The sequence below is a fragment of the Methylocaldum sp. MU1018 genome, assembly GCF_053646775.1.
Window position 1 is genome coordinate 2,212,241 of sequence record NZ_CM132195.1, and the last position, 23,430, is coordinate 2,235,670.

The 23,430-nt window shown below is 56.6% G+C and carries 21 protein-coding genes; 4 read left to right on the forward strand and 17 right to left on the reverse strand.

What is annotated here, in order from left to right; genetic code table 11:
• Positions 1 to 17: 17 nt before the first annotated feature.
• The 3 genes from ACWJKU_RS10190 to ACWJKU_RS10200 form a co-directional block, all read right to left on the reverse strand.
• Complete coding sequence (locus ACWJKU_RS10190; protein WP_454142196.1) at positions 18 to 851, reverse strand: ATP-binding cassette domain-containing protein; 834 nt, start codon at positions 849 to 851, stop codon at positions 18 to 20.
• A gap of 6 nt (positions 852 to 857) precedes the next feature.
• Positions 858 to 2,177: an ABC transporter transmembrane domain-containing protein gene (locus ACWJKU_RS10195; protein ID WP_454142197.1), complete on the reverse strand. Its 1,320-nt coding sequence runs from the start codon at positions 2,175 to 2,177 to the stop codon at positions 858 to 860.
• A 248-nt stretch (positions 2,178 to 2,425) separates the two neighbouring features.
• Positions 2,426 to 3,316 carry a calcium-binding protein gene (locus ACWJKU_RS10200; protein ID WP_454142198.1) on the reverse strand — a complete coding sequence of 297 codons (891 nt, stop codon included), beginning with the start codon at positions 3,314 to 3,316 and terminating at the stop codon, positions 2,426 to 2,428.
• A 131-nt stretch (positions 3,317 to 3,447) separates the two neighbouring features.
• On the opposite strand from ACWJKU_RS10200, the gene ACWJKU_RS10205 reads away from it, so the two are divergent.
• Positions 3,448 to 4,580, forward strand: a protein-coding gene (locus ACWJKU_RS10205; protein WP_454142199.1) for an IS3 family transposase whose coding sequence is annotated in 2 segments (ribosomal slippage) — positions 3,448 to 3,712 and positions 3,712 to 4,580 — 1,134 coding nt in all. Because the reading frame shifts where the segments join, the coding sequence is not laid out codon by codon here.
• A gap of 501 nt (positions 4,581 to 5,081) precedes the next feature.
• Here the strand turns inward: ACWJKU_RS10205 and ACWJKU_RS10210 are convergent.
• The 7 genes from ACWJKU_RS10210 to ACWJKU_RS10240 all read right to left on the reverse strand — a co-directional run bounded on the left by ACWJKU_RS10210 (position 5,082) and on the right by ACWJKU_RS10240 (position 13,822).
• Positions 5,082 to 6,584, reverse strand: a complete 1,503-nt coding sequence (locus tag ACWJKU_RS10210; protein WP_454142200.1) for a NucA/NucB deoxyribonuclease domain-containing protein — start codon at positions 6,582 to 6,584, stop codon at positions 5,082 to 5,084.
• A 269-nt stretch (positions 6,585 to 6,853) separates the two neighbouring features.
• Positions 6,854 to 7,051, reverse strand: coding sequence for a hypothetical protein (locus tag ACWJKU_RS10215; protein WP_454142201.1), 198 nt, complete (start codon positions 7,049 to 7,051; stop codon positions 6,854 to 6,856).
• A gap of 181 nt (positions 7,052 to 7,232) precedes the next feature.
• Complete coding sequence (locus ACWJKU_RS10220; protein ID WP_454142202.1) at positions 7,233 to 8,651, reverse strand: DUF6310 domain-containing protein; 1,419 nt, start codon at positions 8,649 to 8,651, stop codon at positions 7,233 to 7,235.
• Between the two features lie 34 nt (positions 8,652 to 8,685).
• Positions 8,686 to 9,108 (reverse strand): hypothetical protein, encoded by a 423-nt coding sequence (locus ACWJKU_RS10225; RefSeq protein WP_454142203.1) that lies wholly within the window; start codon positions 9,106 to 9,108, stop codon positions 8,686 to 8,688.
• Positions 9,109 to 9,481: 373 nt separating this feature from the next.
• Positions 9,482 to 12,526 (reverse strand): transglutaminase domain-containing protein, encoded by a 3,045-nt coding sequence (locus tag ACWJKU_RS10230; protein ID WP_454142204.1) that lies wholly within the window; start codon positions 12,524 to 12,526, stop codon positions 9,482 to 9,484.
• Between the two features lie 128 nt (positions 12,527 to 12,654).
• Positions 12,655 to 13,464: a hypothetical protein gene (locus ACWJKU_RS10235; RefSeq protein ID WP_454142205.1), complete on the reverse strand. Its 810-nt coding sequence runs from the start codon at positions 13,462 to 13,464 to the stop codon at positions 12,655 to 12,657.
• Positions 13,448 to 13,822: a hypothetical protein gene (locus ACWJKU_RS10240; protein WP_454142206.1), complete on the reverse strand. Its 375-nt coding sequence runs from the start codon at positions 13,820 to 13,822 to the stop codon at positions 13,448 to 13,450. Before ACWJKU_RS10240 ends, ACWJKU_RS10235 begins: the two co-directional genes overlap by 17 nt.
• Before the next feature lie 24 nt (positions 13,823 to 13,846).
• Between ACWJKU_RS10240 and ACWJKU_RS10245 the strand changes: the two genes are divergently transcribed.
• A complete protein-coding gene (locus tag ACWJKU_RS10245; RefSeq protein WP_454148106.1) occupies positions 13,847 to 15,151 on the forward strand; it encodes an IS1634 family transposase in 1,305 nt (434 codons plus the stop codon).
• A 489-nt stretch (positions 15,152 to 15,640) separates the two neighbouring features.
• Here the strand turns inward: ACWJKU_RS10245 and ACWJKU_RS10250 are convergent, their stop codons facing one another.
• The 6 genes from ACWJKU_RS10250 to ACWJKU_RS10275 all read right to left on the reverse strand — a co-directional run bounded on the left by ACWJKU_RS10250 (position 15,641) and on the right by ACWJKU_RS10275 (position 18,863).
• Positions 15,641 to 16,207 carry a hypothetical protein gene (locus ACWJKU_RS10250; protein ID WP_454142207.1) on the reverse strand — a complete coding sequence of 189 codons (567 nt, stop codon included), beginning with the start codon at positions 16,205 to 16,207 and terminating at the stop codon, positions 15,641 to 15,643.
• Between the two features lie 333 nt (positions 16,208 to 16,540).
• The gene (locus tag ACWJKU_RS10255) at positions 16,541 to 16,759 is read right to left on the reverse strand and encodes a hypothetical protein (protein ID WP_454142208.1); all 219 of its coding nucleotides are present in this window, start codon (positions 16,757 to 16,759) and stop codon (positions 16,541 to 16,543) included.
• A complete protein-coding gene (locus ACWJKU_RS10260; RefSeq protein ID WP_454142209.1) occupies positions 16,756 to 17,472 on the reverse strand; it encodes a hypothetical protein in 717 nt (238 codons plus the stop codon). Before ACWJKU_RS10260 ends, ACWJKU_RS10255 begins: the two co-directional genes overlap by 4 nt.
• Before the next feature lie 84 nt (positions 17,473 to 17,556).
• Complete coding sequence (locus tag ACWJKU_RS10265; RefSeq protein ID WP_454142210.1) at positions 17,557 to 17,988, reverse strand: hypothetical protein; 432 nt, start codon at positions 17,986 to 17,988, stop codon at positions 17,557 to 17,559.
• 12 nt (positions 17,989 to 18,000) lie between these two features.
• Entirely contained in the window at positions 18,001 to 18,369 is a 369-nt protein-coding gene (locus ACWJKU_RS10270) for a hypothetical protein (RefSeq protein ID WP_454142211.1), read from the reverse strand.
• A gap of 92 nt (positions 18,370 to 18,461) precedes the next feature.
• Positions 18,462 to 18,863, reverse strand: a complete 402-nt coding sequence (locus tag ACWJKU_RS10275; protein WP_454142212.1) for a hypothetical protein — start codon at positions 18,861 to 18,863, stop codon at positions 18,462 to 18,464.
• 305 nt (positions 18,864 to 19,168) lie between these two features.
• Between ACWJKU_RS10275 and ACWJKU_RS10280 the strand changes: the two genes are divergently transcribed.
• Positions 19,169 to 19,603 carry a hypothetical protein gene (locus tag ACWJKU_RS10280; protein WP_454142213.1) on the forward strand — a complete coding sequence of 145 codons (435 nt, stop codon included), beginning with the start codon at positions 19,169 to 19,171 and terminating at the stop codon, positions 19,601 to 19,603.
• A gap of 42 nt (positions 19,604 to 19,645) precedes the next feature.
• Positions 19,646 to 19,912 (forward strand): hypothetical protein, encoded by a 267-nt coding sequence (locus ACWJKU_RS10285; protein WP_454142214.1) that lies wholly within the window; start codon positions 19,646 to 19,648, stop codon positions 19,910 to 19,912.
• A 497-nt stretch (positions 19,913 to 20,409) separates the two neighbouring features.
• Here ACWJKU_RS10285 and ACWJKU_RS10290 read toward each other — a convergent pair whose 3' ends face one another.
• Positions 20,410 to 23,382 carry a transglutaminase-like domain-containing protein gene (locus tag ACWJKU_RS10290; RefSeq protein WP_454142215.1) on the reverse strand — a complete coding sequence of 991 codons (2,973 nt, stop codon included), beginning with the start codon at positions 23,380 to 23,382 and terminating at the stop codon, positions 20,410 to 20,412.
• Between the last annotated feature and the right edge of the window lie 48 nt (positions 23,383 to 23,430).

A 23,430-nucleotide genomic window follows, 5' to 3' on the forward strand; every position in this document is an offset into this window, starting at 1 on the left:
TGTAGCCGCGTCGCCGGTCAAGCCTGTTGCAGGCGATACAGCCGGGCGTAATGCCCGGCCTGATGGGTCAGCAGTTCGTCATGGGTGCCCTCTTCCACGAGCTGTCCTCGGTCGAGGACCAGGATGCGGTGGGCCTGACGCACGGCGGATAGCCGATGGGCGATGATGATGACGGTTCGTCCCTTACAAATCGCCTTCATGTTGTTCTGGATGATCCGCTCCGATTCGTAATCCAGTGCGCTGGTGGCCTCGTCGAAAATGAGGATGCGGGGATTCGCGATCAAGGCGCGGGCGATGGCGATCCGTTGGCGCTGACCGCCAGACAGGGTCGCCCCGTGCTCCCCCACGACCGTATCGTAGCCTTCGGGCAATTCCAGGATAAAGTCGTGAGCGCCCGCCAGTTTCGCCGCTCCGATCACCGCTTCCATGGGCATTCCGGGGTCGGCCAGGGCGATGTTCTCCCGAATCGTGGCATTGAAAAGGACGTTCTCCTGCAAGACCACTCCGATCTGGCGGCGCAAGGACGAGGGATCGGCCAGCGCCAGGTCCATGCCGTCGATGAGGATACGACCGCGTTCGGGCACGTAAAGGCGCTGGACGAGCTTGGTCAAGGTGCTCTTGCCGGACCCGGAGCGGCCGACAATGCCGATGACTTGCCCTGGCAGAATCGAAAGGCCCACCTCCCGCAGCACTTCCGGACCGTCGGGCCGATAGCGGAAGCTCACCCGGTCGAACTCGATCCGTCCCTGTAACGGCGGCAAGGTCGAGCCGTTGCCGGAGGACGGTTCGGTACGGGTATTGAGGATATCGCCCAGCCACTGGACCGAGATGCCGGTTTGCTGGAAATCCATCCACAATTAGGCCAGCCGCATGATGGGCTGCGACACCCGTCCGGCCAGCATGTTGAAGGCGACGAGCTGGCCGACGGTCAACTCACCCTCGATGACCAGCCGGGCGCCCAGCCACAGCGTGGCGGCCGTCACCAGCTTCCCGATTAACGCAACCCCATCGTGAGCGACCGTGGCCAGAGTCGCGGTCCTGAAGCTGGCCGCCACGTACGCCGCGAGTTGGCGGTCCCAGCGGCGGGTCACCTGCGGTTCCACCGCCATCGCCTTCACCGTGTCGATCTCGGCGATCGCTTCCACCAGCAGCGCCTGATTTTCCGCGCCGCGATTGAACTTCTCGTGAAGCCGCGCCCGAAGCAGCGGCGTGACCGACAGCGAAAGAAGGCCGTAGAGCGGCAAGGAAGCCACCACGACCAGGGTCGGCCAGCCGCTGTAGCACAGCATGACCGCGATGAACACCACCGCGAAAAACAGGCCCAGTATGAGGGTCACGGCGTTGCCGGTCAGGAAGGAGCGGATCTGTTCGAGCTCCCACACCCGCGCGACCGAATCCCCGACCCGCCGAGCCTGAAAATAACCGAGCGGCAGGCTCAAAAGGTGCCGGAAAAGCCGCGCCCCGAGTTCGACGTCGATGCGGCTCGTGGTGTGTGCGAACACATAGCTGCGCAGCCCGCTTAGGACCACCTCGAAAACCGAAACGATCAGAAGACCGACGACGATTACGTCCAGGGTCGTCAGACCCCGGTGCACCAGCACCTTGTCCATGACCACCTGAAAAAAGAGCGGTGTCACCAGGGCGAACAGTTGCAGGACGAACGACACCAGCAGAACTTCACCGAGCAGCTTCCGGTATTTGACCACCGCCGGGATGAACCAGGTGAAGTCGAACTTGACCAGTTCGCCGGCCAGGGAAGCCCTCGAGATGAACAGGATCAAATCCCCCGTCCAGCGCGATTCCAGGTCGTCTCGGACAATGACCTCCGGCCGTTCGGCCAAGGGATCGTGGATCAGGACTTTCTCGTTGTCGCTCCGTGCGAGAATGAAGAATTCACCATCTTGCCCGATCGCGAGCGCCGGCAGCGGCGTGGTAACCAAGCACGCGGCATCCGTCGTCACGCGCTTGGCTTTGAGCCCCAGGTTCTGGGCGGCGAGCAAAAGTTCGGTGATCCCGAATGGACGACTGCCTTCCCCGAACCGATGCCGCAATTGTTCCGGATCGGCTCCGATCCCGTGAAAACGGGCCAACATCACAAGACAGGCCAGACCCGTGTCCGGCCCTTTGGCGTGGATTTTTCTTCTTCTTTTTGCATGTTTGGGCTCAAAGGGAGCCATATCGATTTTCTAGCGTTTCCGCAAATAACACCGAAGTTCAAAAATTAAGGATAGCTATATTCGCGTAATTGAATACTGGTAAGACAGAGTGCTTTAGCCGTATTCAATAGTCACTAAGAGCCTATCCCAGTAGGCCGTTCGCCCTGAGCCTGTCGAAGGGTTTTTGGGACCTACCCGGATAGGCTCTAAGTCACTCGAAAGAATGGCCTTCACCACCAGACGGCGAAGGCCATGGGCTCCTTTTTGACTTACTGCCAGTTGGCGGCAATGACCGAATTGAGGGCGTCCTGATAGTTCTGCGGTAGCGTGGTCTGTCCCGCCGAAGGCGGGGCAAAGGCCGCCATGGCAGACACCAGATTTTCCACCTGGCTGTCCAGCAAGGTTCTGCCGTCCGCCGTTTGGAACTGCTCGATATGATAGGCCGTTCCGGAATACCAATTGGAAATCGTGGCCTTGTCGTTGGTGCCGATCACGCTGACTTCGAGATTGGATCCTACGTGGCGGAACCAGAGTTGGTCGACGGCGATGTCCGCGCCAAACAGCAGTTGATCCGCATTAGCCGAGGATTCGTAATCGCTGATCGTATCCTGGCCATCGCCCCGGCCGAAGCGGTAGGTGTCGCTGCCCACCCCGCCCGAGAGGTAGTCGGTGCCCGCGCCGCCCTCCAGGACGTCATCCCCGGCGTCGCCATAGAGATAATCGTTGCCCTCGCCGCCCAGCAGGGTGTCGGTGCCGCCACCTCCTTCAAGAATATCGTCGCCGGCTTGCCCATCCAGCACATCATTTGTGCTCCCACCGAACAGGATATCGCCCGTGGCCGTGCCGGCGAAGTTGCCACTGCCCCGGGCCACATGAAGGTCCTGGAGTATGGCTTCAAGCCCCGCATTGCCGACCGCACCGTCGACCCAGGTCCGCAGCGTTTCGAGCCCGGTCCAGCCCGAATTCCTTAAGCCGTCGCCGGCGTAGCGGTTGAGTCCGATCAGATCGGTGAGGGCGTTACCGGCATCGGTTTGATAGAGCGTGTCGAGCCGGGCACTCAGACCGCTGAAGTCCAGGGTCAATCCGGTTCCGGTAAACGTGAAACTGATTGCATCGAGATAGGGCTTGAGCCAGGTCTGCAAGGCCAAACCTTGATACACTGATTGTTTCAGCGCCTCGTAACTTCGCCCCAGGAGATCAAGAACCGGCCTCGGAAAATCAGACACCCGCTTAAGTGAAGTTTCTGTTCTAATCACCGCCCCCGCGAGGGGCGAAAACCGGAGAACGGAAGATGAAACGACGGAAGAGAAGAAATCACTCGGCGGCCTTCAAGGCCAAGGTGGCCCTGGCCGCGCTCAAGGGCGACAAGACGCTGGCGGAGTTAGCGGAACAGTTTGAAGTTCATGTCAACCAGATCACGCCGTGGAAGAGCCCATTGCAGGAGCGGGCGAGCAATGTGTTCGCCACGGCGGCGGAGCGGACCGAATCCACCGGGCCGGATGTGAAGGAGTTGCACGCCAAGATCGGCCAATTGGCGATGGAGAATGATTTTTTAGTCGCCGCGCTCGGTCGCGTGGGCGATCCGAGCGCAAAACGATGATTGACCGCTCCGACAAGCTTCCCGTGGCGCGCCAGTGCGCGTTGTTGAACCTATCCCGGCCCTCGGTCTATTACACGCCGCAGCCGGTCTCAGAGAGCGATCTGGCGCTCATGCGGCGAATCGATGAACTGCACCTCAACCATCCGTTTGCAGGATCACGAATGCTGCGTGACCTGTTGCGCTTGGAAGGCATTCAGGTCGGTCGCCGCCACGTGTCCACGCTGATGAAGAAGACGGGCATCGAGGCGCTCTATCGGCGACCGAACACCAGCCGCAAGCACCCGCCGAACCCGATCTTCCCGTACTTGCTGCGCGGCTTAGATATTACCGAAGCGAACCACGTTTGGGCCATGGACATCACCTACATCCCCATGCGCAAAGGCTTTGTCTACCTGGCCGCGGTGCTCGATTGGGCGACCCGGCGGGTGCTGTCCTGGCGGCTGTCCAACAGCCTGACCCCGGATTTCTGCATCGAGGCCGTCGAGGAAGCTATTCAGCGCCATGGCACGCCGGAGATCTTCAATACGGATCAGGGCAGTCAGTTCACCAGCATCGAGTTCATCGATCTGATCCAAGGCCACGGCATCCGGGTCAGCATGGATGGCAAAGGCCGCTGGGTCGACAACGTGTTCGTCGAAAGGCTGTGGAAAAGCGTGAAATATGAGGAGGTCTACCTGCATGCCTATGATACGGTTTCCCAGGCACGCGAAGGCTTGCAGCGGTATTTCACGTTCTACAACGAACGTCGACCCCATTCATCGCTTGACGGCAAAACCCCCGATAGCGTGTACTTCGATCCGCTGTCCATTCAACAGGCAGCCTAAACCGCAGAAGCCCACTTAAGCTCGGGAAAATTCTGTCCAAAAAACCGGGGCCACCTCTGGTTTCGCAAAAAATGGCGACGCAATCGATTAATAATTGCAACCGTCGCTCGACCTCCGACAAGCTCGCATCGCTTTGTACCGGATAAGAAAGCCCTCCTAAAAAAATCTCGGAAGGTAAAAATACATGATGGCTTTCCAACTTTTTGCGTAAGCTCTCGTTTACATTCGGGCCTAATCCGATACCCAAGGCAAGTAGCTTTTGTTTAATCAGCTCCAGTGCCTCGCTGTTCCACTGGTTCAAAAATCGCTCCCAACCGACTTCATCCACATGAAGCGGTTCCGGGAAAAAGCTCTCGAAAGCCCGCATCGGCTTGTTCTCCGTCATCGCACACCTCCGAAGTCCCAGTAGTCCGGCTACCGTCGCCGCACCGCCTCCCAACAAGAGGCGCATAAAAACCCGTCTCTTCATGTGATCTCGTTTTCAACCCGGCTCAAGGCGCATTATGGGTAACATTGCGCCCCCTGACTGTCCACACCCCGTGTGACGCCGCTGTCGGTCCTGACCTCGAAATCACCGTTTTTCGGAACACGGCAACGTTCGTAAAACCATTGTAACGCCCGGCCGTGGGCTCGATTATGGGTTGCCCGCACCAGTTGAAGCGAGACCCAACGATTGGGCGGAAGATAATTGTATTGCCCGCCTTGGTAGACCGAGCTGAACGGGTACTCATCACAATCGGGAATGGCCATGCCGTGAGTAGCCGTGTACGCCTCTCGTGCGTCAGAGTTACACTCCGTGGTACTTGCGCTTTGCAGCCATCGTCTTGAATGAGTGATTCCCCGCCCCATGTACGTCAAGAACTTCGGCGACTTGCCGCCGAGCGCACCCGCGATATGGTCGCGCACTTCCGTGATCTCGGTACCGGAATTCACCGTAGAACCCACAATCAAAATCGGAATTTCGCAGGTCCGTTGACTTGCCCGGTTCACATTGACGAAATAGCCGATCAGCACCCCCGTGCGGGTTCCCGCGACCGGCGCGGTTTCCGGCTGCGCCGCAATCAAGGCGGCCAACACCGTCAGCAACGCCGCATACGCGATCTTGTCCGCCAAGGGAACCCGTACCCGCTGCTGTTCGCAGGGCTCGTCATCGGCCTTGGCCGGCGGTATGGCGGCGTTCGCGATGGGGATACCCGCCCACGCCAAGGCGCGAGCCACTTCACTCTGACCGTCATACAACTCACCGCCATTGGCGCCGCCGCTAAGCAGGTAGGCGCCGTTGCCGGTCTGCGGGTCTTCGACGATGTAACCGGCACCCCGCCAGCCTCCCACGATCACCGGGCTTTGCGAAATCAGAACGGTTTTGCCGGCATTCGCCGCGTTTTGAACATCTTGCTCAACGCGGTCACTCTGTTGCAATTGGCCCAGGACTGCAGCGACATTTTCCGCGGTAACGGTGTAAAGGCGCTGGCCCGCCGCGACGGCCAAGGCCAGAGCCTTAACGGCGGATACGCCTTGGGCGTTGCCCGTCGCATCGGCCAGGTAGCTTTCGGGGATTTCGTGCTCCAGAGCCGACAATTTGAGACCGATCGATCGGTTGATTTCGACCCTTCGGTTCGGATCGGCGGGTACTACCGTCTGCATCACCATGTCGAGGTCCAGCTGTACGCCGCTGAAGGTAACCCGATGAAGGATTCCGTAACGATAAGCCGGGGTGACGACGGTCGAGAAGGTGCCGAACGAGGGGTGTCGATAGGTATACGCCAGACCGAGATCGTTCAGGGCATCGAGGTAGGCATCGTGCTCGGCGAAATAGGCCATGGCCGCTTCATGGAGCACGCTGGTGCCGGTGCGCTCGGACTCCTTTGTGAGTTCCGCTTGACTTATTCCCTGCAGGTCCAGGCCAAACAGACGGGCCGCTCCGGCGACCAGGGTGTTGTTCGAATCGAACCACCCGCCCGAAAGCCGACTCATCGAATAGGTGCCGTAAAATTCGTCGCCCAAAACGAATGCTGCGCCGGAAGCAACTTCCTGATCGTCAAGCCGCAGCCGGGGTTTAACGCGAATCAAATAACCCGGCAATGTTGTAGGAAGCGAAGCCGGATCGATCGAGCCGTCCGCTTCGGGCGTGGGAAGATAGCTTTCGAGGGTTTGGTAAATCGAAGAGCCGGATGCGTTAATCGCGCACGTCCGGATCTGTGGGGAGCCGACCGGGTAACTGGTCGGCTTACCCGACCAATCACGCGTGATTACAAGACCTGCCCCCGTTCACGCTATAAAAATGTCAGTGTTCTCCAGCTCAATCCAACACATCCCAATGCCTCCGCTAATTGTTTAACCTCCTTTGCCACATCTAACGCCCCTTCTGCATCAACGTTAATCCATTTTGGTTTGATTTCACCAACATATATCGCTTCCACTTCGAAACTTACTATAAATCTGTTTTCCGTGGTCTCAATTTTTCCAATCATTCGCTTTCCAGTTGCGCAAATCTCTTCGTGCCACGATATATTTTCGTAAATAGCGGATATTTTTTTGCATATACTTTCCGCATCACCTATTGGGCATAGCTTCGAGTCATTATCAATTTGGTTAACATTTGTAACATTCCGCTTTGGGCGAATAATCGAATAACCAGGTGCGCTCATAAGCTTATGGCTCAGACGGTGACATCGGAAGATCAAAGCACTGGGGAACCTGCCAATGCAAGTTCACTTCGGAATCCCAGTTATACGGATTTTTTTGTAATAGAAAATGCCAAAGGTCAGCAACTGCCCATCCGAGTTGATATTGTGGGCACTCAGCTATAGCATTCTGCTGTCTTCTCAGCTGCGGTATATCCTTGGTTTTGATCTGAGAATCGACAATAAAATCTGGAGTATTACTAAAATTTATCACTTTAACTTCCCACAAGGTTTTCGCAACGCTAAGTGCGTCAAATGCGACACCTTTGACGCAAACATCCTGACCTGTGTAGACATTCCCCAGGCTATCGGCACAAAGCCCAGACTGATATCCGTCCGAGCCACCTTTACGAGGAATTGGAATAGCTTGACAAAGATCAGTTCCCGTCGTTGCCGGAAAGTCGAGTGTCGAAAGTCCCACACTGGCCATGATGGCCGCGAGCGCCGGCGCGGCTTCTCCCGCCACCCCAGCCAAGCCGCTGATGAGAACGGGCAGATACCAGCCCGCCAGGACGAGCATTTCCAGCGCGATGACGGTCAGTACGACATCCCGGACCACCTCGGCCAAGGGACGGCGCTGCCGCTCGGCGCAAGGGGTTTCGCCGTCGCCCCCATTCGTTCCGCCCCATATCCGGTACGAGGCCGATCCGGTTTGAGGATCGCGAATCTCGTAGCCGATCCCGGAAACGCCCACCGTTTTGGTCGGTGTCCGTTCCGGGACCCTGACTTCGTAGCCGGCGGCAAGGGCCGCTTGAATATCGGCCAAAGCGTCGGCCGGGATCTGAAGGCGGCCCAGCAGGGACGGCGCGTTCGCGGCCGTGAGGGTAGAGATGGGAATCCGCTGGGCGTTGGCATCGAGGAACACCTGCATGGTCGACAAGCCCGTGCCCTGCCAGTTGCGGAACAGTTGTTCCTGGATGGAACTTTCCAGGTAGGAGCCGATCACGCCGATCTGGGCAATGTAGTCGAGCCGCTTCTTGGGATCCGGCGCGGCCACGGCATGCTGGCTGAGTTTGATGTCGATGTTGCGCTTGAGGTAGTAGCCGGTGCGCGGCAGACCGAAGTTGTAGAGGACCGAGAGCGGCGAGGAAAAGACGCCGACCGAAGGCAGGCGAACGAGGGTAGCGTCATAGGCGGTCTGGCTCAGCCGGTTGAAGTGATCGCTTTCCGCCCAGTAGTGCAGCGCCAACTGATGGAGATTCTCGGCCGCCGTGTCCGCCGGCGTCGTCTGGAAGCGCTGCCGGACCTGGTCGAAGCCGATGCCGGCGGGGTCGACGCCAACCACCATTTCATCCCCGGCGATGCGCGAGTAGGACAAGCGGCGTGGGCCTTGCGGTCCGGCGACTACCACATCCAGGTAGGAACAAAAGGCAAGACCTGACCCCATCTATGTTCCATGGGTACTATCTTGCTGGCCGTCATTATTTCAGCAAACGAAACTTCTTTAGTTTCGCTCGGGCCAAATTGCTGGAACATATAATACTTATAAACTCCCCGAAACAAGTCTGACCGGGCTCTACTGAAATATTGGATTCGGAGAGAGCTGCTTCTAATTCGAGGGTTAAATCTCCTTTCCAGGGGTCTAAGCTGAGAAGCTCTGCAAGGCTGTCTTCGGTTCGCAGCTTTTCAGGGTCTATTCGTAGAACTGCACTCACGGCCACCCATATCTCCGCTATATCGTCTAATTCGTAGCCAAGCTGATTTGCAAGCGGTTCAGCAAGCTTTCTGACCGGAATGCTTTCTCGTAAATTAATGGTTTTGCGTAATCTTGTATTTCCGCCAAACCTTTGTAAAAGCCAATAACAAATTGTCGCAAGGCCACCGCTAAGCAACATAACTTTCATGATTGCGCTCATTTCTTACAATCGCGTAAATAAAACCCTCTAAGAGTATGATGAAGTTATAAATCCCGATAAAAAACTCAATGGACCATAGAAATCAATAGCGCTAGCTTCTGGGCTATAAGGGTGAACTCAGTTATGGAAGGGTGAACTCAGTTATGGATAGGAAAACAAATCCATCCTGATCTGCTTGCCAAGCCTGCCATTTTAACCAGCAATTTAAGCAACGCCACGGTAAAAGCCAAGTGAGCTTGAAAAGAGCTATTTACCCATGTGTTTCCATACAGACCATAGCAAGTCTAGTAAAAGATAAATATCTGTCACAATAAATGACAATATACTTATCTTTTGAGCCAAGTTTGGTTTCTTTAAACTATCAAACAATGATCGCTTTTCTTCTAAATCCATGGGTATTTTCAGCAAGTGTATCAATCAATATCATGACAAATGTCGTAACAAATGACAAAGCCAACCATAAGACTCCAGCAGCAAAAATAGGTGAAAGAGATATGAACGCTATCTGGTCAAGAATAACGAACAATGCAAAGGTTCCCACTATGGTAATAAACCTTGCTGCGAGGTAATCAGCCTTAATAATAAGATCATCTCCTAACGCCTTCGTCAGCAATGCGTTTGCTATAAACCCTGCTATGCCAGCTATGAGTGCTAACCATGGAGTACTAATAAAAAGCACTGTGAGAACATTTAAGAATGCCAACATCATGCCTGGAAAAACCAAAGCACCCCCATTCGCCCCGCCCGAAATCTTATACGCTCCCGCGCCGGTCGCGGGATCGCTGATGATGTAGCCGCTGCCGGTCCAACCCGACACGGTGATCGGCCGTTCATGTACCGTCACCGTTTGGCCGGCATTCAGGGCATTTTGAATCTCCGAGCGGGCATGTTCGTCGATCTGAAGTGGGTAGACGGCGGACGGATGGGCGCCGCTGAGGGTATAGATCTTCTGGCCCTCGGCCGCGGCCTTGGCAAGCGCTTTCACCGCCGATACCCCTTCGTCCGGATGCTGTTCATTCGTCCAGAATTTCTCCGGCACCCGGTGCTCGTAGGCCGACAGCCGCGTACCCATCTGGCGAACGAAGACGATCTGCTGGGCCTTGTCGTTGTCCTGCATCACCGCGGTATCGCGCCAATAGTCCACGTCCATCGTAAGTCCGGGGAAGGATACCTGGCGCGGAATGCCGTACCAGTAGACCACCTTCGCGCTGACGCCAAAATGGCCGAAACTTGGCTTGCGGTAGGCCACGGCGCCGGCCGTGCGCTGCTCGATTCTTTGGCTCGCCTCGTTGGCGGCGAAGTAGCCGAGAATCGTGCTGTGGAGCAGGTCGCCGGTGAGGTCTTCCTTGGTCAGATCGGCCACCGGCGCGGTGTTGCTGGGATCGGCCTGGAATTGCTCCAGCTTGGCCTTGGTGGCTTCCAGTTTGGCCTTGACGGCTGTGAGCCGAGTCTGGGAGACATTGGCACCAGCATAGGTGGCCCAATATTCCCCCGCCGTCTGCACGTTGTCGGAAGCTTCTTCCCAGACCCCACGGTCCGGGCTGTAGAGGGCGCTGGAGCCGAGGTACGAGCTGCCCATCACGAAATTCCCGCCGCTGGCGACGAGCTGGCCGTCGAGCCGGTATTCGGCCTTGAGGTGGATGAGATAACCCGGTAGCGAACTCGGCAGTTCGCTCGGCTGGATCGGAGTGCCGTCCGGATGCGGCTTCGGCAGATAGCTGCTGATGAGGTCGGTGTCGGCCTGGGTCGCCGGGACGAAGGACAGGGTAAGCTTGCCGCCCGCGAGTCTCGGCAGGCTGGCCGTGTAGGTGAAGACCTCGCTGCCGCGCCGGACATCGCCGCCGCCCAGGGGGTTGTAGTCGACGCCGGTATAGAGGGTGAAGCGGTATTTCGCGCGCAAGCTATCCGGCAGCGCCGCGCTCTGGCGAGCGATCGTGATCGTCCGGTACGGCAGGCTGCCGGCGAGAATCGGCAGGTTCTGCGCAATGATCCGTTTGGTGCCGAGCACGTCGCCGACGGTCGCCTCGGGGTTCTGGCTGTCGATATAGGTTTTGATCCGCACCTGGTAATCGGTCAATGCGGCTTGCAGCGCCGCGCCGTCGAGGTTCTGCCCCCAACCGTCCGCTTCGTTGATCGTGGCGCCGGCCTGGACTCGATCGATCAGACCTTGCGCGTCGAAGGGCACGGCGCTCTTGAGATCCAGGCCCTCGGTGTAGGTGTATTGCTTGAAACTCGCATCCAGCGGCACCCAGGTGTCGCCCTGATGGTGCTTGGCCCCGCGCGAGGGAACGTAGTTGACGAAGGCCTCCACCCACACGTGTTCTAGCTTGAAGGCGGCGATCTTGCCGCCCGCCACCAGCGCGACGTTGGGAATGCCGCCCTGGCCCAGAAGGCTTTGCGCGGCTTCCGGGGTCTTCACGCCGCCCACCCAGTTCATGACCTCTGTGGCCGGGACCTGGATCGTGCCGTAGACGTAGCGGGCCGGGATGTCCGAGGCCCGAAGCAGGGCGATGAGGAGGCTGGCCGTGTCGAAGGCGTTGCCGCGCCGGGTTTGCAGGGTCAGGTCGGCGCCCTGGATGGAGCCGTAGGTGGGCAGGAACTCGATGGTATTCCTCACCCAGTTATAGATTTCCACCGGATTGTGGTGCAGGGCCTCGGCCTGGGCGCGGATGGCGGGGGTGAGCTGAACGTCCTCGGTCTCGGCCAGGTCTTCGGGGGTGGGCACGGCGCTCGGATCGGACTCGGCCTGGGCAAGCAGACCCGGCGTGAGTTCGGCGGCGGCGACCTTCATCGGCTTTTGGGGGCGGATGATCCGGTCCAGCTCCTCTTTTTTTGCCTTGGGCGGGCGGACCTTGTCGTCGGGCGTGCGGAACGGCAGGTGCTTGGGATCGAAGGGCTGCCGGGGTCGGGCTTTCTGCTCTTTCTGTAGGAACTCGGCCACGTCGTTCAGGGCGCGCCGGGCGCGGTTCCGGTCTTTCCGGCTGCGGGCGTTGCGGAATTCGCCGAGGCGGGTCTTGAGCTCCCGGAGCTTGGCGCGGTAGTCGGCGACCGCCTGCCGGTGGCGCTCTCGGATCTCTTCGGGGAGGCCATGGGCCTCGAGATGCTGTTCGACCGCGGCGAACTCGGCCTCGGCCTCCCGCGCGTCGTCGTCGAGTTCGCCAGCGCGCTGGAGCAGGCGGTGCTCCTCGTCCTCGTGCGCCTCGCCGCGCTCGGCCTTGGCCTTCGCGCGAAGAGCGGTGGCGCGGAGCTCGTCGAGGAGGTTCCGTTCCGGCGCGGATGGGGCCCGCCGCGCGCCCGACGGGACCGGAGGCTGGGCGGCGGCCAGGGTCGGATACAGGGTCATCCAGGTGAAGAAGAACAGGGTAATCCGGGCAGTGGCGCGGATGCCGTGATGACCAAACAACATGCATGTCTCCCCAAAGTACTGGTGTGCCGCTCGGGCGGCGTCGATTCCTGCGATAAACGCGAACGATCAAGCTTGATTCGCCCCCTGCCGTCCCGGACGGAAGGGGGAAGGCCAAGCCATCACCGAACTCAAGGCTCGGGCGGGGCCGTTTCCGCCCGGTAGGCTTGCCAGGCGTATTCGTGCAGCAGCCGCGCGAGTCGTGCACGCCAGGCCGGGGCGTCGGGTGACGGTAGCGCCGCAACGAATTCGCCGGCATCCAGGAGCGGCTCGATCGCCGCGTCCCAACGGCCGGCGGCGGCCCGATCCAAGGCCTGGTCGAGGGCCTCGATAGCGCGGTCGCGGATGTGCTGATCCCGGCGCTTCGGCGGGCGGTAATCCCTCAGCGCCGCCCGCAGCAGGACCGCGTCGGTTTGCGCGCTGGCGACGGTGTAGCTCCAGGCGTAATCGCCGTAGTGGCGGAACACGCCGTCGCGCGCGACGTCGAGGCGGCCGGTGAACCCGTATTCGCCGTCGGCGTCCGGCAGGCGCAGGCCGAGATCGAGGGTGCGGGTTTCCGCCGCGGGCAGGTCGAAGCGCCACAGCCAGCCGCCGTCCGATTCCGCCGTCAGCGCCGGGTCGGCCTCGATCAACGCGGCGCCGTCGGGTAGCCGGAACAGGAAGCGTCCGGTCACCGCCTCGGCGAGATTGCGCACGCCCATCCGCTCCTGGACATAAGCCCCGCCGGTATAGGTATCCGTCGCGGTCGGTTTGAGATCGGCCAAAGCCTGGCCGAGCACGTCGCGCCATGCGGCGTAGGAGACCTGGTCCGCCAAGGCCGCGGGCAGATCGAACGCGAGGCTCAGGCTTCGGCCGGTGTGGGTAGGGTCAGGTCTTGCATTCCAGCACCACGTATAGCCGATTTCCGCGACCCGTGCCTCCTCCTCAATTTGCGGCACCATGACGCCAAATGATCAGGCCAGGAGAGGGCATGTTCCCGCTGCGGAAATGCCGGAATGCAAGATCTGACCTCTCATCTGCGCCGATCTTGAACGCCCCATCCCCGGTCCCGGGATCGAACAGGATGTACCCCGCCCCGCTCCACCCCGGCACGCTCACCGGGTCGGTATGGGTGATCACTTCCTTGCCCGCGTTCAGGGCGTCCCGGATTTCCGCCATCACCAGGCTGTTCTGGTGGATATTCGGCAAGGTGGTGGCCTGGTTGGCCGGGGTGAGGTGGTAGATCCGCTGACCTTGGGCATTGGCTTTCTGCAGGGCCTTCACGGCGGAGATGGCTTCACTGATAGCGGGGTCAGTCACTGACCCCGTCTGCTCCTGCGTTGGCTGGAAACCACCCTTGTTCCCGGCGTCGCCACGGAATCCATCACCCACGACCGGTTGCTGGCCGCCATGGATGCCTTGATGGACGAGATCGAGGCCGTCGAGGTCTGCTTGTCCGAGCTCATCCGGCCGTTGCTCGATACCGAACTTTCGGTCGTGTTCTACGACCTGACCACGGTTTCCGTCTGTGCCGAGGGCGACATCGCCGACGCGGATCTGCGTCGCTACGGTCGCAGCAAGGACGGTGGCATCGCGCGCCAATGGCTCTTGGGCGTGGTGCAGACGGCGGAGGGACTGCCTATCGCGCATCAGGTGTTTCCGGGCCATACCGCCGAGGTCCCGACGCTCCTGCCCCTCTTGGAACGGTTATTGGCGCGCTATCCCATCCAACGAGTGATCCTGGTCGCGGATCGAGGCCTCTTGTCGCTGGACAATGAGGCGGCGCTGGAAGCCTTGACGGTTCCTCGGACCACCCGCCTGGAGTACATTCTGGCGGTGCCGGCAAGGCGCTATGCGGAACTGGCCGAGCCCGTAGCCGCGTTGGACTTCTCGCCGACGCCGGCCGATCCTGAAGCCGGCGATCGGGTGCGCGAGACCACCTGGCAAGACCGGCGCCTGATCGTCGCCCACGATGCCCTCGCCGCCGCTACCCAAACGGCTGAACGTGCGTCCCGCCTGGCCGAGGTACTCGCACAGGGCGAGGCCTGGGCGCAAAAACTCGAGGCTCAGGACCAGGGGGAACGGTTCAAAGGCCGCAAGCTCACCGATAAAGGCGCCGCCCTGCAATTCCACACCGCCGTCGTCGACGCCGGTCTGTCCCGGATTGTGCGCCTGGACCTCGACTCACCCCGGTTTGCTTACGATGTCGATACCAAAGCCAAGGCGTGCGCGGAGCTCTTTGACGGCAAACTGATCCTGGTGACCAACGTCCGGGATTTGCCTCCCGCCGAGGTCATCGACCGCTATAAAGCCTTGGCCGATATCGAACGCGGCTTCCGGGTTCTCAAGAGCGAACTCGACATCGCCCCGATGTATCAGCGCCTGCCGCAGCGGATCCGCGCCCATGCGGCGATCTGCTTCATCGCCCTGGTGTTGCACCGCATCCTGCGCCAGCGCCTTCAGGCCAGCCATACCGGGATCTCGCCGATGCGTTGCCTGGAGACGCTCCGCCGTATCCAGCACCACCGCGTCCATCTCCCTCAGCAAACCCTCACCGGCGTCTCGACCCTGACGCCCGAACAACAGGAGCTCTTTGCCGCTCTGAATGTCCAAGCCCCGACCCGAACCCGTCTCGAAACCGTCGTGTAGTGGCAAAATTTAAATACCACTAACCTGAAAACAATGGCTTACGCCGTTTCATCCGGAACTTGGGTGGTCAGCTCTCACATTCCAAATATAGCGGAATGTGAGAGCTGACCTCGTCTGCCTTTTTATCGCACGCATTTACAAAACATAAATAACCCAAAACATCAAACAAATAATACCAACCCCAAAGCTCAGCTCAAGCCAGTTATTAATCTTAAATGCATTCTCCATTCCTTCAAACCGATTTCTATTTAGCCTACGATAGTAATTGAAAGCCAATATTGAGAATATGAACACTAAAACCAGCAAGTTACCCGCGATCTGACCATTTAAAGAATTAAATAAGCAGATAAAAAGCAGAGATACGGCTATAACCGCCAATGAAGATGTATCAATTTTTCTATATCTAACTAAAGAAACCACAAGCGGGTACAAAGAGAATATTATTAAACAAATAAACAGCTTTACTCCATATTCCACGACGGCCCCACCCTAGTGATTAGACTCATAGCCCAAAACAAAGCCAAGTATGAATGCTATTACAGTAGCAAGCTCACTCGCGAGGCCGTAAACGCCAAGCACACCCGTTATAGCCAAAAGCACATTCCCTTTGACATCATCCCATTTAGCTTCTGGATTAAACATGAGCTCAAGAACTGCTATATGCAAGCCAACCGAAATCGCGATTGCCGACAACATTATTGTAAATGGAGCCAAAACAATACCCCCAGTTATTGATGACCCTATCAATGCAATAGCCCCAATAGCAGCAAGATTTATACCTTGTATTACATAGTATCCCCCATTCTGCCCCCCGCCGATCTTGAACGCCCCATCCCCGGTCTCGGGATCGAACAGGATGTACCCCGCCCCGCTCCACCCCGGCACGCTCACCGGGTCGGTATGGGTGATCACTTCCTTGCCCGCGTTCAGGGCGTCCCGGATTTCCGCCATCACCAGGCTGTTCTGGTGGATATTCGGCAAGGTGGTGGCCTGGTTCGCCGGGGTGAGGTGGTAGATCCGCTGACCCTGGGCATTGGCTTTCTGCAGGGCCTTCACGGCGGATATGGCTTCGCCGGATTCTGCGCGTTGACGAACATCGGCTCCGGCACGGGGAATACCGAAGAAATAGTTAACGTTAGATTCGCAAAGGTGCGCCTGTGCGCGTCAGCACTTCCTAGGCAGGTTTATCGCTCCCGTTATTGAAATTTTTCAACATGCCGCACCATCGAAACATCAACAACCAAAACAAAGGGATACTAATTTCAAGAGCTACAATGTATGTCACATATTCATGTTTGCTTTTAGCCAAAAAAAATACTCTGAATAATACATATGATGATGATGACAAAAGAAAGTAGTAAAATATCTTTATTTCACATCGTCTGAATGTCAAAAAAACAAACAGCACATAAATAAAATAAAATAACAATCAATAGCAATATTTATTTGTGGATAAACAAAGGCAAGCCATATTAAATTTATTGCATGTGCCATAATAACATTAGCGGAAAACGCTGACGATGTTGCCTTTGGTAAATCACCTTTGAAACGAGCGCGTTTCCAAAGCCACATGCAGACTAACATTAATATTGGTATTTCGATAATCATTTAGTGCATTCTCTGGCTGGGGCTCCACTATCATTCATTGTCGTGACTATGCTGAATATGAATCCTAGCAATGCTGTTGGTATGCCGCCACTAACCGGCGATGCAGCAAATCGATTAAGTATTTCTGCGGTTAGCCCAGCAGCTGAAAATCCCCACCCTAATCCGGTTAAAAAACACTGCTGGGCCAGGACATTATATATGGCTCCGTAATAAATATAAGCTGCATAAGCTATTGCTATCATCTCAAGTAAGATCGCCATTGTTCCTAACGCGTATGAATAAGCTTTTTCTGTTAAAGCAACCCCTTCGATAAGTACGGTATACCCTATAACATAGCCAAATATTTCTCCAACAATAAAGGTACCACTCCCATTCGCTCCACCCCCAATCTTAAACGCCCCATCTCCGGTCTGGGGATCGAACAGGATATACCCGGCGCCCGTCCACCCCGGCACGCTCACCGGGTCGGTGTGGGTAATCACTTCCTTGCCCGCGTTCAGGGCCGCCCGGATTTCTTGCATCACCAGGGAATTCTGGTGAATGGCGGGCAACGTCATCGCCTGGTTCGCCGGGGTGAGGTGGTAAATCCGCTGCCCCTGGGCATTGGCTTTCTGCAGGGCCTTGACCGCCGAAATTCCCTCGCCGGGATTCTGGTCATTGACGAACATCTGCTCCGGCACGGCGTGTTCGAGGGCCGAGGAGATCAGCCCCACCTGGAACAGATCGACCGTAAATAATGCGGTTTCTTTCGTTCACCGCCTCCTATACGAGCTAACCCGTTTTGCTTTTTCTTGGATTTATTGTAAAGGCATACGTTGCTCAATATATTCGAGCACCTCCTTTTGTTTGCTTCTCCTAAGCCTATATAAGTCAACAGATAATGATCTTCCATTTATAAGATAAATTGATAATTTTGCCGACTGCCTATCAAAGCTTATTTTTTTAATCTGATCAAATGGTATTCTATCGTAGGCATCAACCTTTTCTCTACGCTGTACATCGATTTCATTGTCCCTGAAACACATAATCGGCAAGTATTTTTTCCAAACTAACCAATCAAGCAAATCCTTGATAACTAATATAACTAAGAACAATATCCAACATAACAGTAATAACATATGTTTTTGTGATCCATCTTCCTGCATTAATAAGCTTACAAAAAAAAGCACCCACACCGTATAAATATAGATCATTGGCCCAAACGAAGGATAGATTCTAATAACCTTCATAAGAACTCCTGCTTATATGGCGCCAATAACTCCTAGTACAACACTAACAATCCACGCAATAGCTGTCCACAGTTGTTGAGATGCCGTACCGGCCTCGGCACCCTGTAACGGAGCCGAAATCGGTCCTAACATTGCAGCGATAATGAATGTTATTTGGCCTTTTTCTTCCCAAAACTGATTGGGATCCGAAATTATTTCGTAAACAAGCAGGATTGTACCAACCAAATAAGCAACTATTGTCAAATAAGCAGCTAAAGCACCTACAACTGATAAGGTAAAAAGCCCCCCAGTCGCAAATACGGATAAGAATGCAATGGCAAGTAAACCTACAGATTCTGCGGCATAATTACCCCCATTCTGCCCCCGCCGAATGCAAGCCAACCGAAATCACGATTTCCGACAACGGCCAAATCGAGGATTACAGAATTTGGAACAATAGTATCTCCGATCCTCTCGGCCTTCACTGCGTTTGATTACTCTAACTTTCCATAAATCATTAATGCCAAGGCAGATCCGCAAAAAAACCACCCAAACCTCAAAAAATAAACCACACCTCTAAATTTCCCTATGCTTTTAATATCGTCTGCATTTAACCTCCTTCTCAATAACGCACACAAAGTAAAATAAAAAGCAATAATAATTAAACATAGCAATAGCATAACATATTTGTCTTTGTCATTAGCCAATCTCAACCCCATCTCTGCAGCCTTTATTACAATTAAATCTACAATACCAAAAATTGTACTTGCGATTCCATAAAATAAAGAAAAATGGCTTCCCGTGCGTAGGGCGCTCAGGAAACATGAAAATGCCAACATAAAAAAAATAGCAATAGAATGATGCGGAAATATTATTATAATTTTTGCCAGAGCCATACCTGAATCCCTACAAAACCATTGACAATATTCCAAATATTAATCCTATCGCATCTGCAATTGCAGCTTTTGAAAGAAATACTTGCCATGTAAAATATGGCAATCCCACTCCGGCACCCGTAGCAAATTCGGCATAGTTATTAACTAGCGAGAGCAAAGCCCAAAAATAGATGTAAGATATTACAAGGGGGAAAAAGTATAAACCAATGGTGCTAGTTCAAACCTAGCCGTGAATGAGGCGGCCATGTAGGCACTCCAAGCCCTTGAGGTTTACCACAACCATCTTAGGTCGGAGGCTAACCCACATGACCACGATGGACTTTATCACCGAGCTGTTTTGCCGGGTAGACGAGGCCATGACCGACAGTCGAAAACATCCCCAAGCGCTGTTGTGGCCGAGCGAAATCGTCACGTTGGGTCTGTTGCACGCCTTGAAGGGGGTCGGCAATCGAGCCTTCTACCGCTGGCTGATGCACGACTGCCGGGCATTGTTCCCCCACCTGCCGGAGCGCACCCGCCTGTTTCGGCTGTTCAAAACTCATCAGACTTGGACCTTTCACTTTCTGGCGAAGCCCACGCGGCTTGGGATCGTTGACAGTTTCGGCATTGAGCTGATTCATCCCATCCGGGAGGGGCGAAGTCCCCAACAGATCGGCCGCAAAGGCGTCTCGAATCACCGCTGGATCGTCGGCGGTAAGCTGTGCCTAACCATTAACCACGTCGGGGGCATCATCGGCTGAGTTTGGGCACCGGCGAATGCCCACGACACCTGGTTTCATCCCGTGATTGACCGCTTTTGGCATCACAGTGTGATCTTGGGGGATACCGGCTTCCATGCCGAAACCGGCGATCCACCCAACTTGAAGCTGTGCCGCCGCGGCGAGTGGAACGATCGGATGCTGATTGAGACCGTCCTGTCGATGTTGACCCAAGTGTGCCATTTCAAAAAGGTGATGCATCGCGTGGCAGACTACTTGTCAAGCGCGTTTGGCGTTTACTGTGGCGCTGTTCAACCTGCTGATCCAATGGCAGGGCTGGCAAGCGGATGAGAGTGGATTCGTCCCCCTGTCCATCGCCGAATTCAGCCTATAGCTCAGAAACTAGCACCATTGGTTACCAAACCGGCCAATTGGGCTGCCCTTGCGATCATCAGGGTTCCCATAAGTATTTACTAAATCCTAGTGCTTAATTGCAAAAGTAAACGATGCAAAAATCCCATATAACAAATTGATTGTCCTGTTTTTTTGTGTTTACTGATTAGCGCAATTAAGCACTAGTTAAAGTATTTCGTTTATTTGTTAAACAACTAAAAAATAAGATGATTGGGATGACAACTAATGCCATATTCGAGATGCCAATATGAAAATTATTCTTCCCCCACCAATCCAAATGCTTGTTAGTATTGCAATACTCGCCGCTTTCACATTACTATTGCCCGTGCGCAACAATGTAGCCACTCTAACAGTTGACCACAAAATAGATACCATAACCAATATAATCAATACCACATGATAGGTTATATAAAGCATACCTTATGAATAATTTCTTATGGCCAAGGAAAATCATTGATAACTGCGCCGATTGAATATGCTAAGCCGAGTACAGCGGGCCCTAGCCCGGCAGTTCCAATTGCTGAAGAGACACCAAGAATAGCAAGCGCAAGTGCTCCCCAATCAATAAACGCAGTCTTATCAAATGTGGTATCACTGTCATGAATAAATAGAAGAGCCACGACGCCCAAGAATTCCATAAAACTAAGCGCTACCATCGCGTAAAGAGACGCTGCTGCAAGAATACCAATGCCGGGTAGACTAGCGAAAACCATGAGTATTAAGGTCAGCACAGCAAAAATATTGGCAAGAATAAACAATATTCCCCCATTCTGCCCCCCGCCGATCTTGAACGCCCCATCCCCGGTCTGGGGATCGAACAGGATATACCCGGCGCCCGTCCACCCCGGCACGCTCACCGGGTCGGTGTGGGTAATCACCTCCTTCCCGGCATTCAGCGCATTGCGGATTTCCTCCATGACCAGGGAATTATGGTGGATATTCGGCAGCGTGCTGGCCTGGTTGGCCGGGGTGATATGGTAAATCCGCTGCCCCTGGGCATTGGCTTTCTGCAGGGCCTTCACGGCGGAGATGGCTTCGCCGGGGTTTTCGTCATTGACGAACATCTGCTCCGGCACGGCGTGTTCGAGGGCCGAGGAGATCAGCCCCACCTGGAACAGATAGTCGCGCTTCTTCGCCCCGTCGTTCGTATCCTCGCCAGTGATGTGGACGATCGGAACGTTCATCACCACGCCACCCGGCGTGATCGTGCGGGGGATGCCGAATAGATAGCTGACGTTGGGTTCGTAGCCAAAGGTGCCGGTGCCGGCCGCGAGCGTGTAGTGGCCGTGCTGCTGGAGGCCCAGGACATGGGCCAGGCCGATGAGCTGGGCATAGTAGCCGAGGAGCCCGGCGTGGAACAGGTCGCCCAAGAGGGCTTCGCGGCTCAGGCTGGCGATGAGGCCGGTGTCGCCGCTCTCCAGGGTGGTCTTGGTATGGCTGAGCCGAGCCTGGACGGCCTCGAGCTGGGCCGGCGCAATAGTGCCGCTGGCCGCCGCCACCGCCAGATAGGAGCCGGCGATGACGTCGTAGGCTTTGGCCGGGAAGCTGCGGCCGGCGTGGCTGACTTGGGTGAAGAAACTCAGTTCTTCGCCGAGCCGCATCGGACCGCCGGTCTTGAGCACCTCGCCGTTGAGCTTGAGCTCCGGCACGACCTGGATGAGGTAGGCGGGGATGGCGCTCGGCAGTTGGCTGATGTCGGTGATCTCGCCTTGGGGCAGCAGCGATTGCAGGGCCTCTTCGTCATCCGCCGTCGCCGGCCTGAACGAGAGGGTCAGGCGCTGGTTGTTGAGTGTCGCCAGCGGCAGCGTGAGGGGATCGATCAGATCGCCGAGAACATCTCGGCCAAAGGCATAGGTGAAGGTGTTTTGCAGGGCCTTGGGCACCTGGCCGTAGCGGGCGCCGACGGCGACGATGCGGTGCGGCAAGGCACCGGGCAGGCTCGGGAAGGCTTCGACGATGGTCTGGTAGCCGCCGAGGATATCGCCCACGGTGGGATTGGGGTAATGCTGGGCGATGTAGTCCTTCAGCGCCGTCTGCATCTGGGTCTGGGCGGCCTGGAGAGCGGTGGGGTCCAGCCCGGACAGCCAGCCTTCGGCGGTATTGACGGTGGCGCTGTCGAGGGTGGTCTGCGCCACGGCGTTGAGGTCGATCCCGGCGATCGCGGCGGCATCGAGTCCTTTGAGGATCTGGTACTGCTTGTAGCTCGGGTCCAATGCCACCCAGGTGTCGGCCTCGCGGTTCTTGGCGCCGCGCGAGGGCACGTAGTCGATGGCGGCTTCCACCCAGATGTGCTCCAGGCGGACGGACACGATCCGGCCGCCGCCGAGGACCGAGGTGATCGGAATGCCCCCGGCCGAGGCGAAACTGACGGCGCCCTGGATGTCCTCGAAGCCGCCCGCCCAGTTCTTGAACCGCTCGGCCGATACCTCGACCGTGCCGTGGACGTAGCGGGCCGGGATGCCGGAGGCGCGCAGGAGGGCGATGACGAGCCCCGCGATGTCGAAGGCGTTGCCGCGTCGGGCGCTCAGGGTGAGGGCGGCGTCCTGCCCGGCGCCCCAGGTGGGCTGCCATTGGATGTGGTTGCGCGCCCAATGGTAGATCGTTACCGGGTCGTGACCAAGTTCCGCCGCTTTGTCCTTGATGGGTTGGGTCAGCTGGATTTCGGGGGTTTCGGCAAGATAAGCAGGATCGCTGGCGCCGGGCAGGCGATCGAAGGTGAAGTCGCCCAGGGCGGCCAGATGTACCTTGGGGTTGCTTTCGATGCCCGCTTGCTTGAAAGCCCGCTCCGATTCGCGCGGTTTGCGCTCGGGATCGGGCCGAAGACTGCGATTGGGCAGATCGTGGGGATCGTCGGCGTGATGGCGGCGGCGTACCTTGTGGTCCTTCAGGTATTTCCGGACCTTTTGTACTCGGGCCAGGGCTTTCCCTTTCGGCGCCTTGAGCGTCCCTTGGAGCGTCGCGATGAATGCTGCCATGCCCTGGCGATAGTCAGCCACCATCGCCTGATGGCGTTCGAGGATAACCGCCGGCAGATGACGGTCGCGAATGTGACGTTCGATCAGCTTGAAATTCTGCTGAACCGCTCGATCCAGCCGGCGGATGTCCGACTCTAACGCCGCCAAACGCTCCACTTCCACGTTTGGCTCGTTGCCAAGTTGAATTTTGTCTTCCAGGCGCGCCAGAGCTTCCTCCATATTCTGCAGCGCGCGGCTCAGCCGATCCTCATCCGTAACCGACTGTGGGCCGGATGCCGACATGGGTATGCTCGCGGGTTTGACTGCCGGTTGCTGGGCCGCTTGGGCGGTAGGCAAAAGAATCAGCAGGGTGAAGGCGACCAGTACCGTGGCCGAAATACCACGCATGATGCCGGTCCGTTGGCGGAGGGTACCGATGGCAGAAGTTCGCATGGAAGTTGCACTCCTTCGGAGCATTGTTCATAGAGGAAATTTGCGTAT

Bases quoted from the DNA above. Each gene is read 5' to 3' on its own strand.
- ACWJKU_RS10190 (WP_454142196.1), bottom strand. From the start codon at position 851: ATGGATTTCCAGCAAACCGGCATCTCGGTCCAGTGGCTGGGCGATATC.
- ACWJKU_RS10195 (WP_454142197.1), bottom strand. From the start codon at position 2,177: ATGGCTCCCTTTGAGCCCAAACATGCAAAAAGAAGAAGAAAAATCCAC.
- ACWJKU_RS10215 (WP_454142201.1), bottom strand. From the start codon at position 7,051: ATGATTGGAAAAATTGAGACCACGGAAAACAGATTTATAGTAAGTTTC.
- ACWJKU_RS10220 (WP_454142202.1), bottom strand. From the start codon at position 8,651: ATGGGGTCAGGTCTTGCCTTTTGTTCCTACCTGGATGTGGTAGTCGCC.
- ACWJKU_RS10225 (WP_454142203.1), bottom strand. From the start codon at position 9,108: ATGAAAGTTATGTTGCTTAGCGGTGGCCTTGCGACAATTTGTTATTGG.
- ACWJKU_RS10230 (WP_454142204.1), bottom strand. From the start codon at position 12,526: ATGTTGTTTGGTCATCACGGCATCCGCGCCACTGCCCGGATTACCCTG.
- ACWJKU_RS10235 (WP_454142205.1), bottom strand. From the start codon at position 13,464: ATGGTGCCGCAAATTGAGGAGGAGGCACGGGTCGCGGAAATCGGCTAT.
- ACWJKU_RS10255 (WP_454142208.1), bottom strand. From the start codon at position 16,759: ATGATTATCGAAATACCAATATTAATGTTAGTCTGCATGTGGCTTTGG.
- ACWJKU_RS10265 (WP_454142210.1), bottom strand. From the start codon at position 17,988: ATGAAGGTTATTAGAATCTATCCTTCGTTTGGGCCAATGATCTATATT.
- ACWJKU_RS10275 (WP_454142212.1), bottom strand. From the start codon at position 18,863: ATGGCTCTGGCAAAAATTATAATAATATTTCCGCATCATTCTATTGCT.
- ACWJKU_RS10280 (WP_454142213.1), top strand. From the start codon at position 19,169: ATGACCACGATGGACTTTATCACCGAGCTGTTTTGCCGGGTAGACGAG.
- ACWJKU_RS10290 (WP_454142215.1), bottom strand. From the start codon at position 23,382: ATGCGAACTTCTGCCATCGGTACCCTCCGCCAACGGACCGGCATCATG.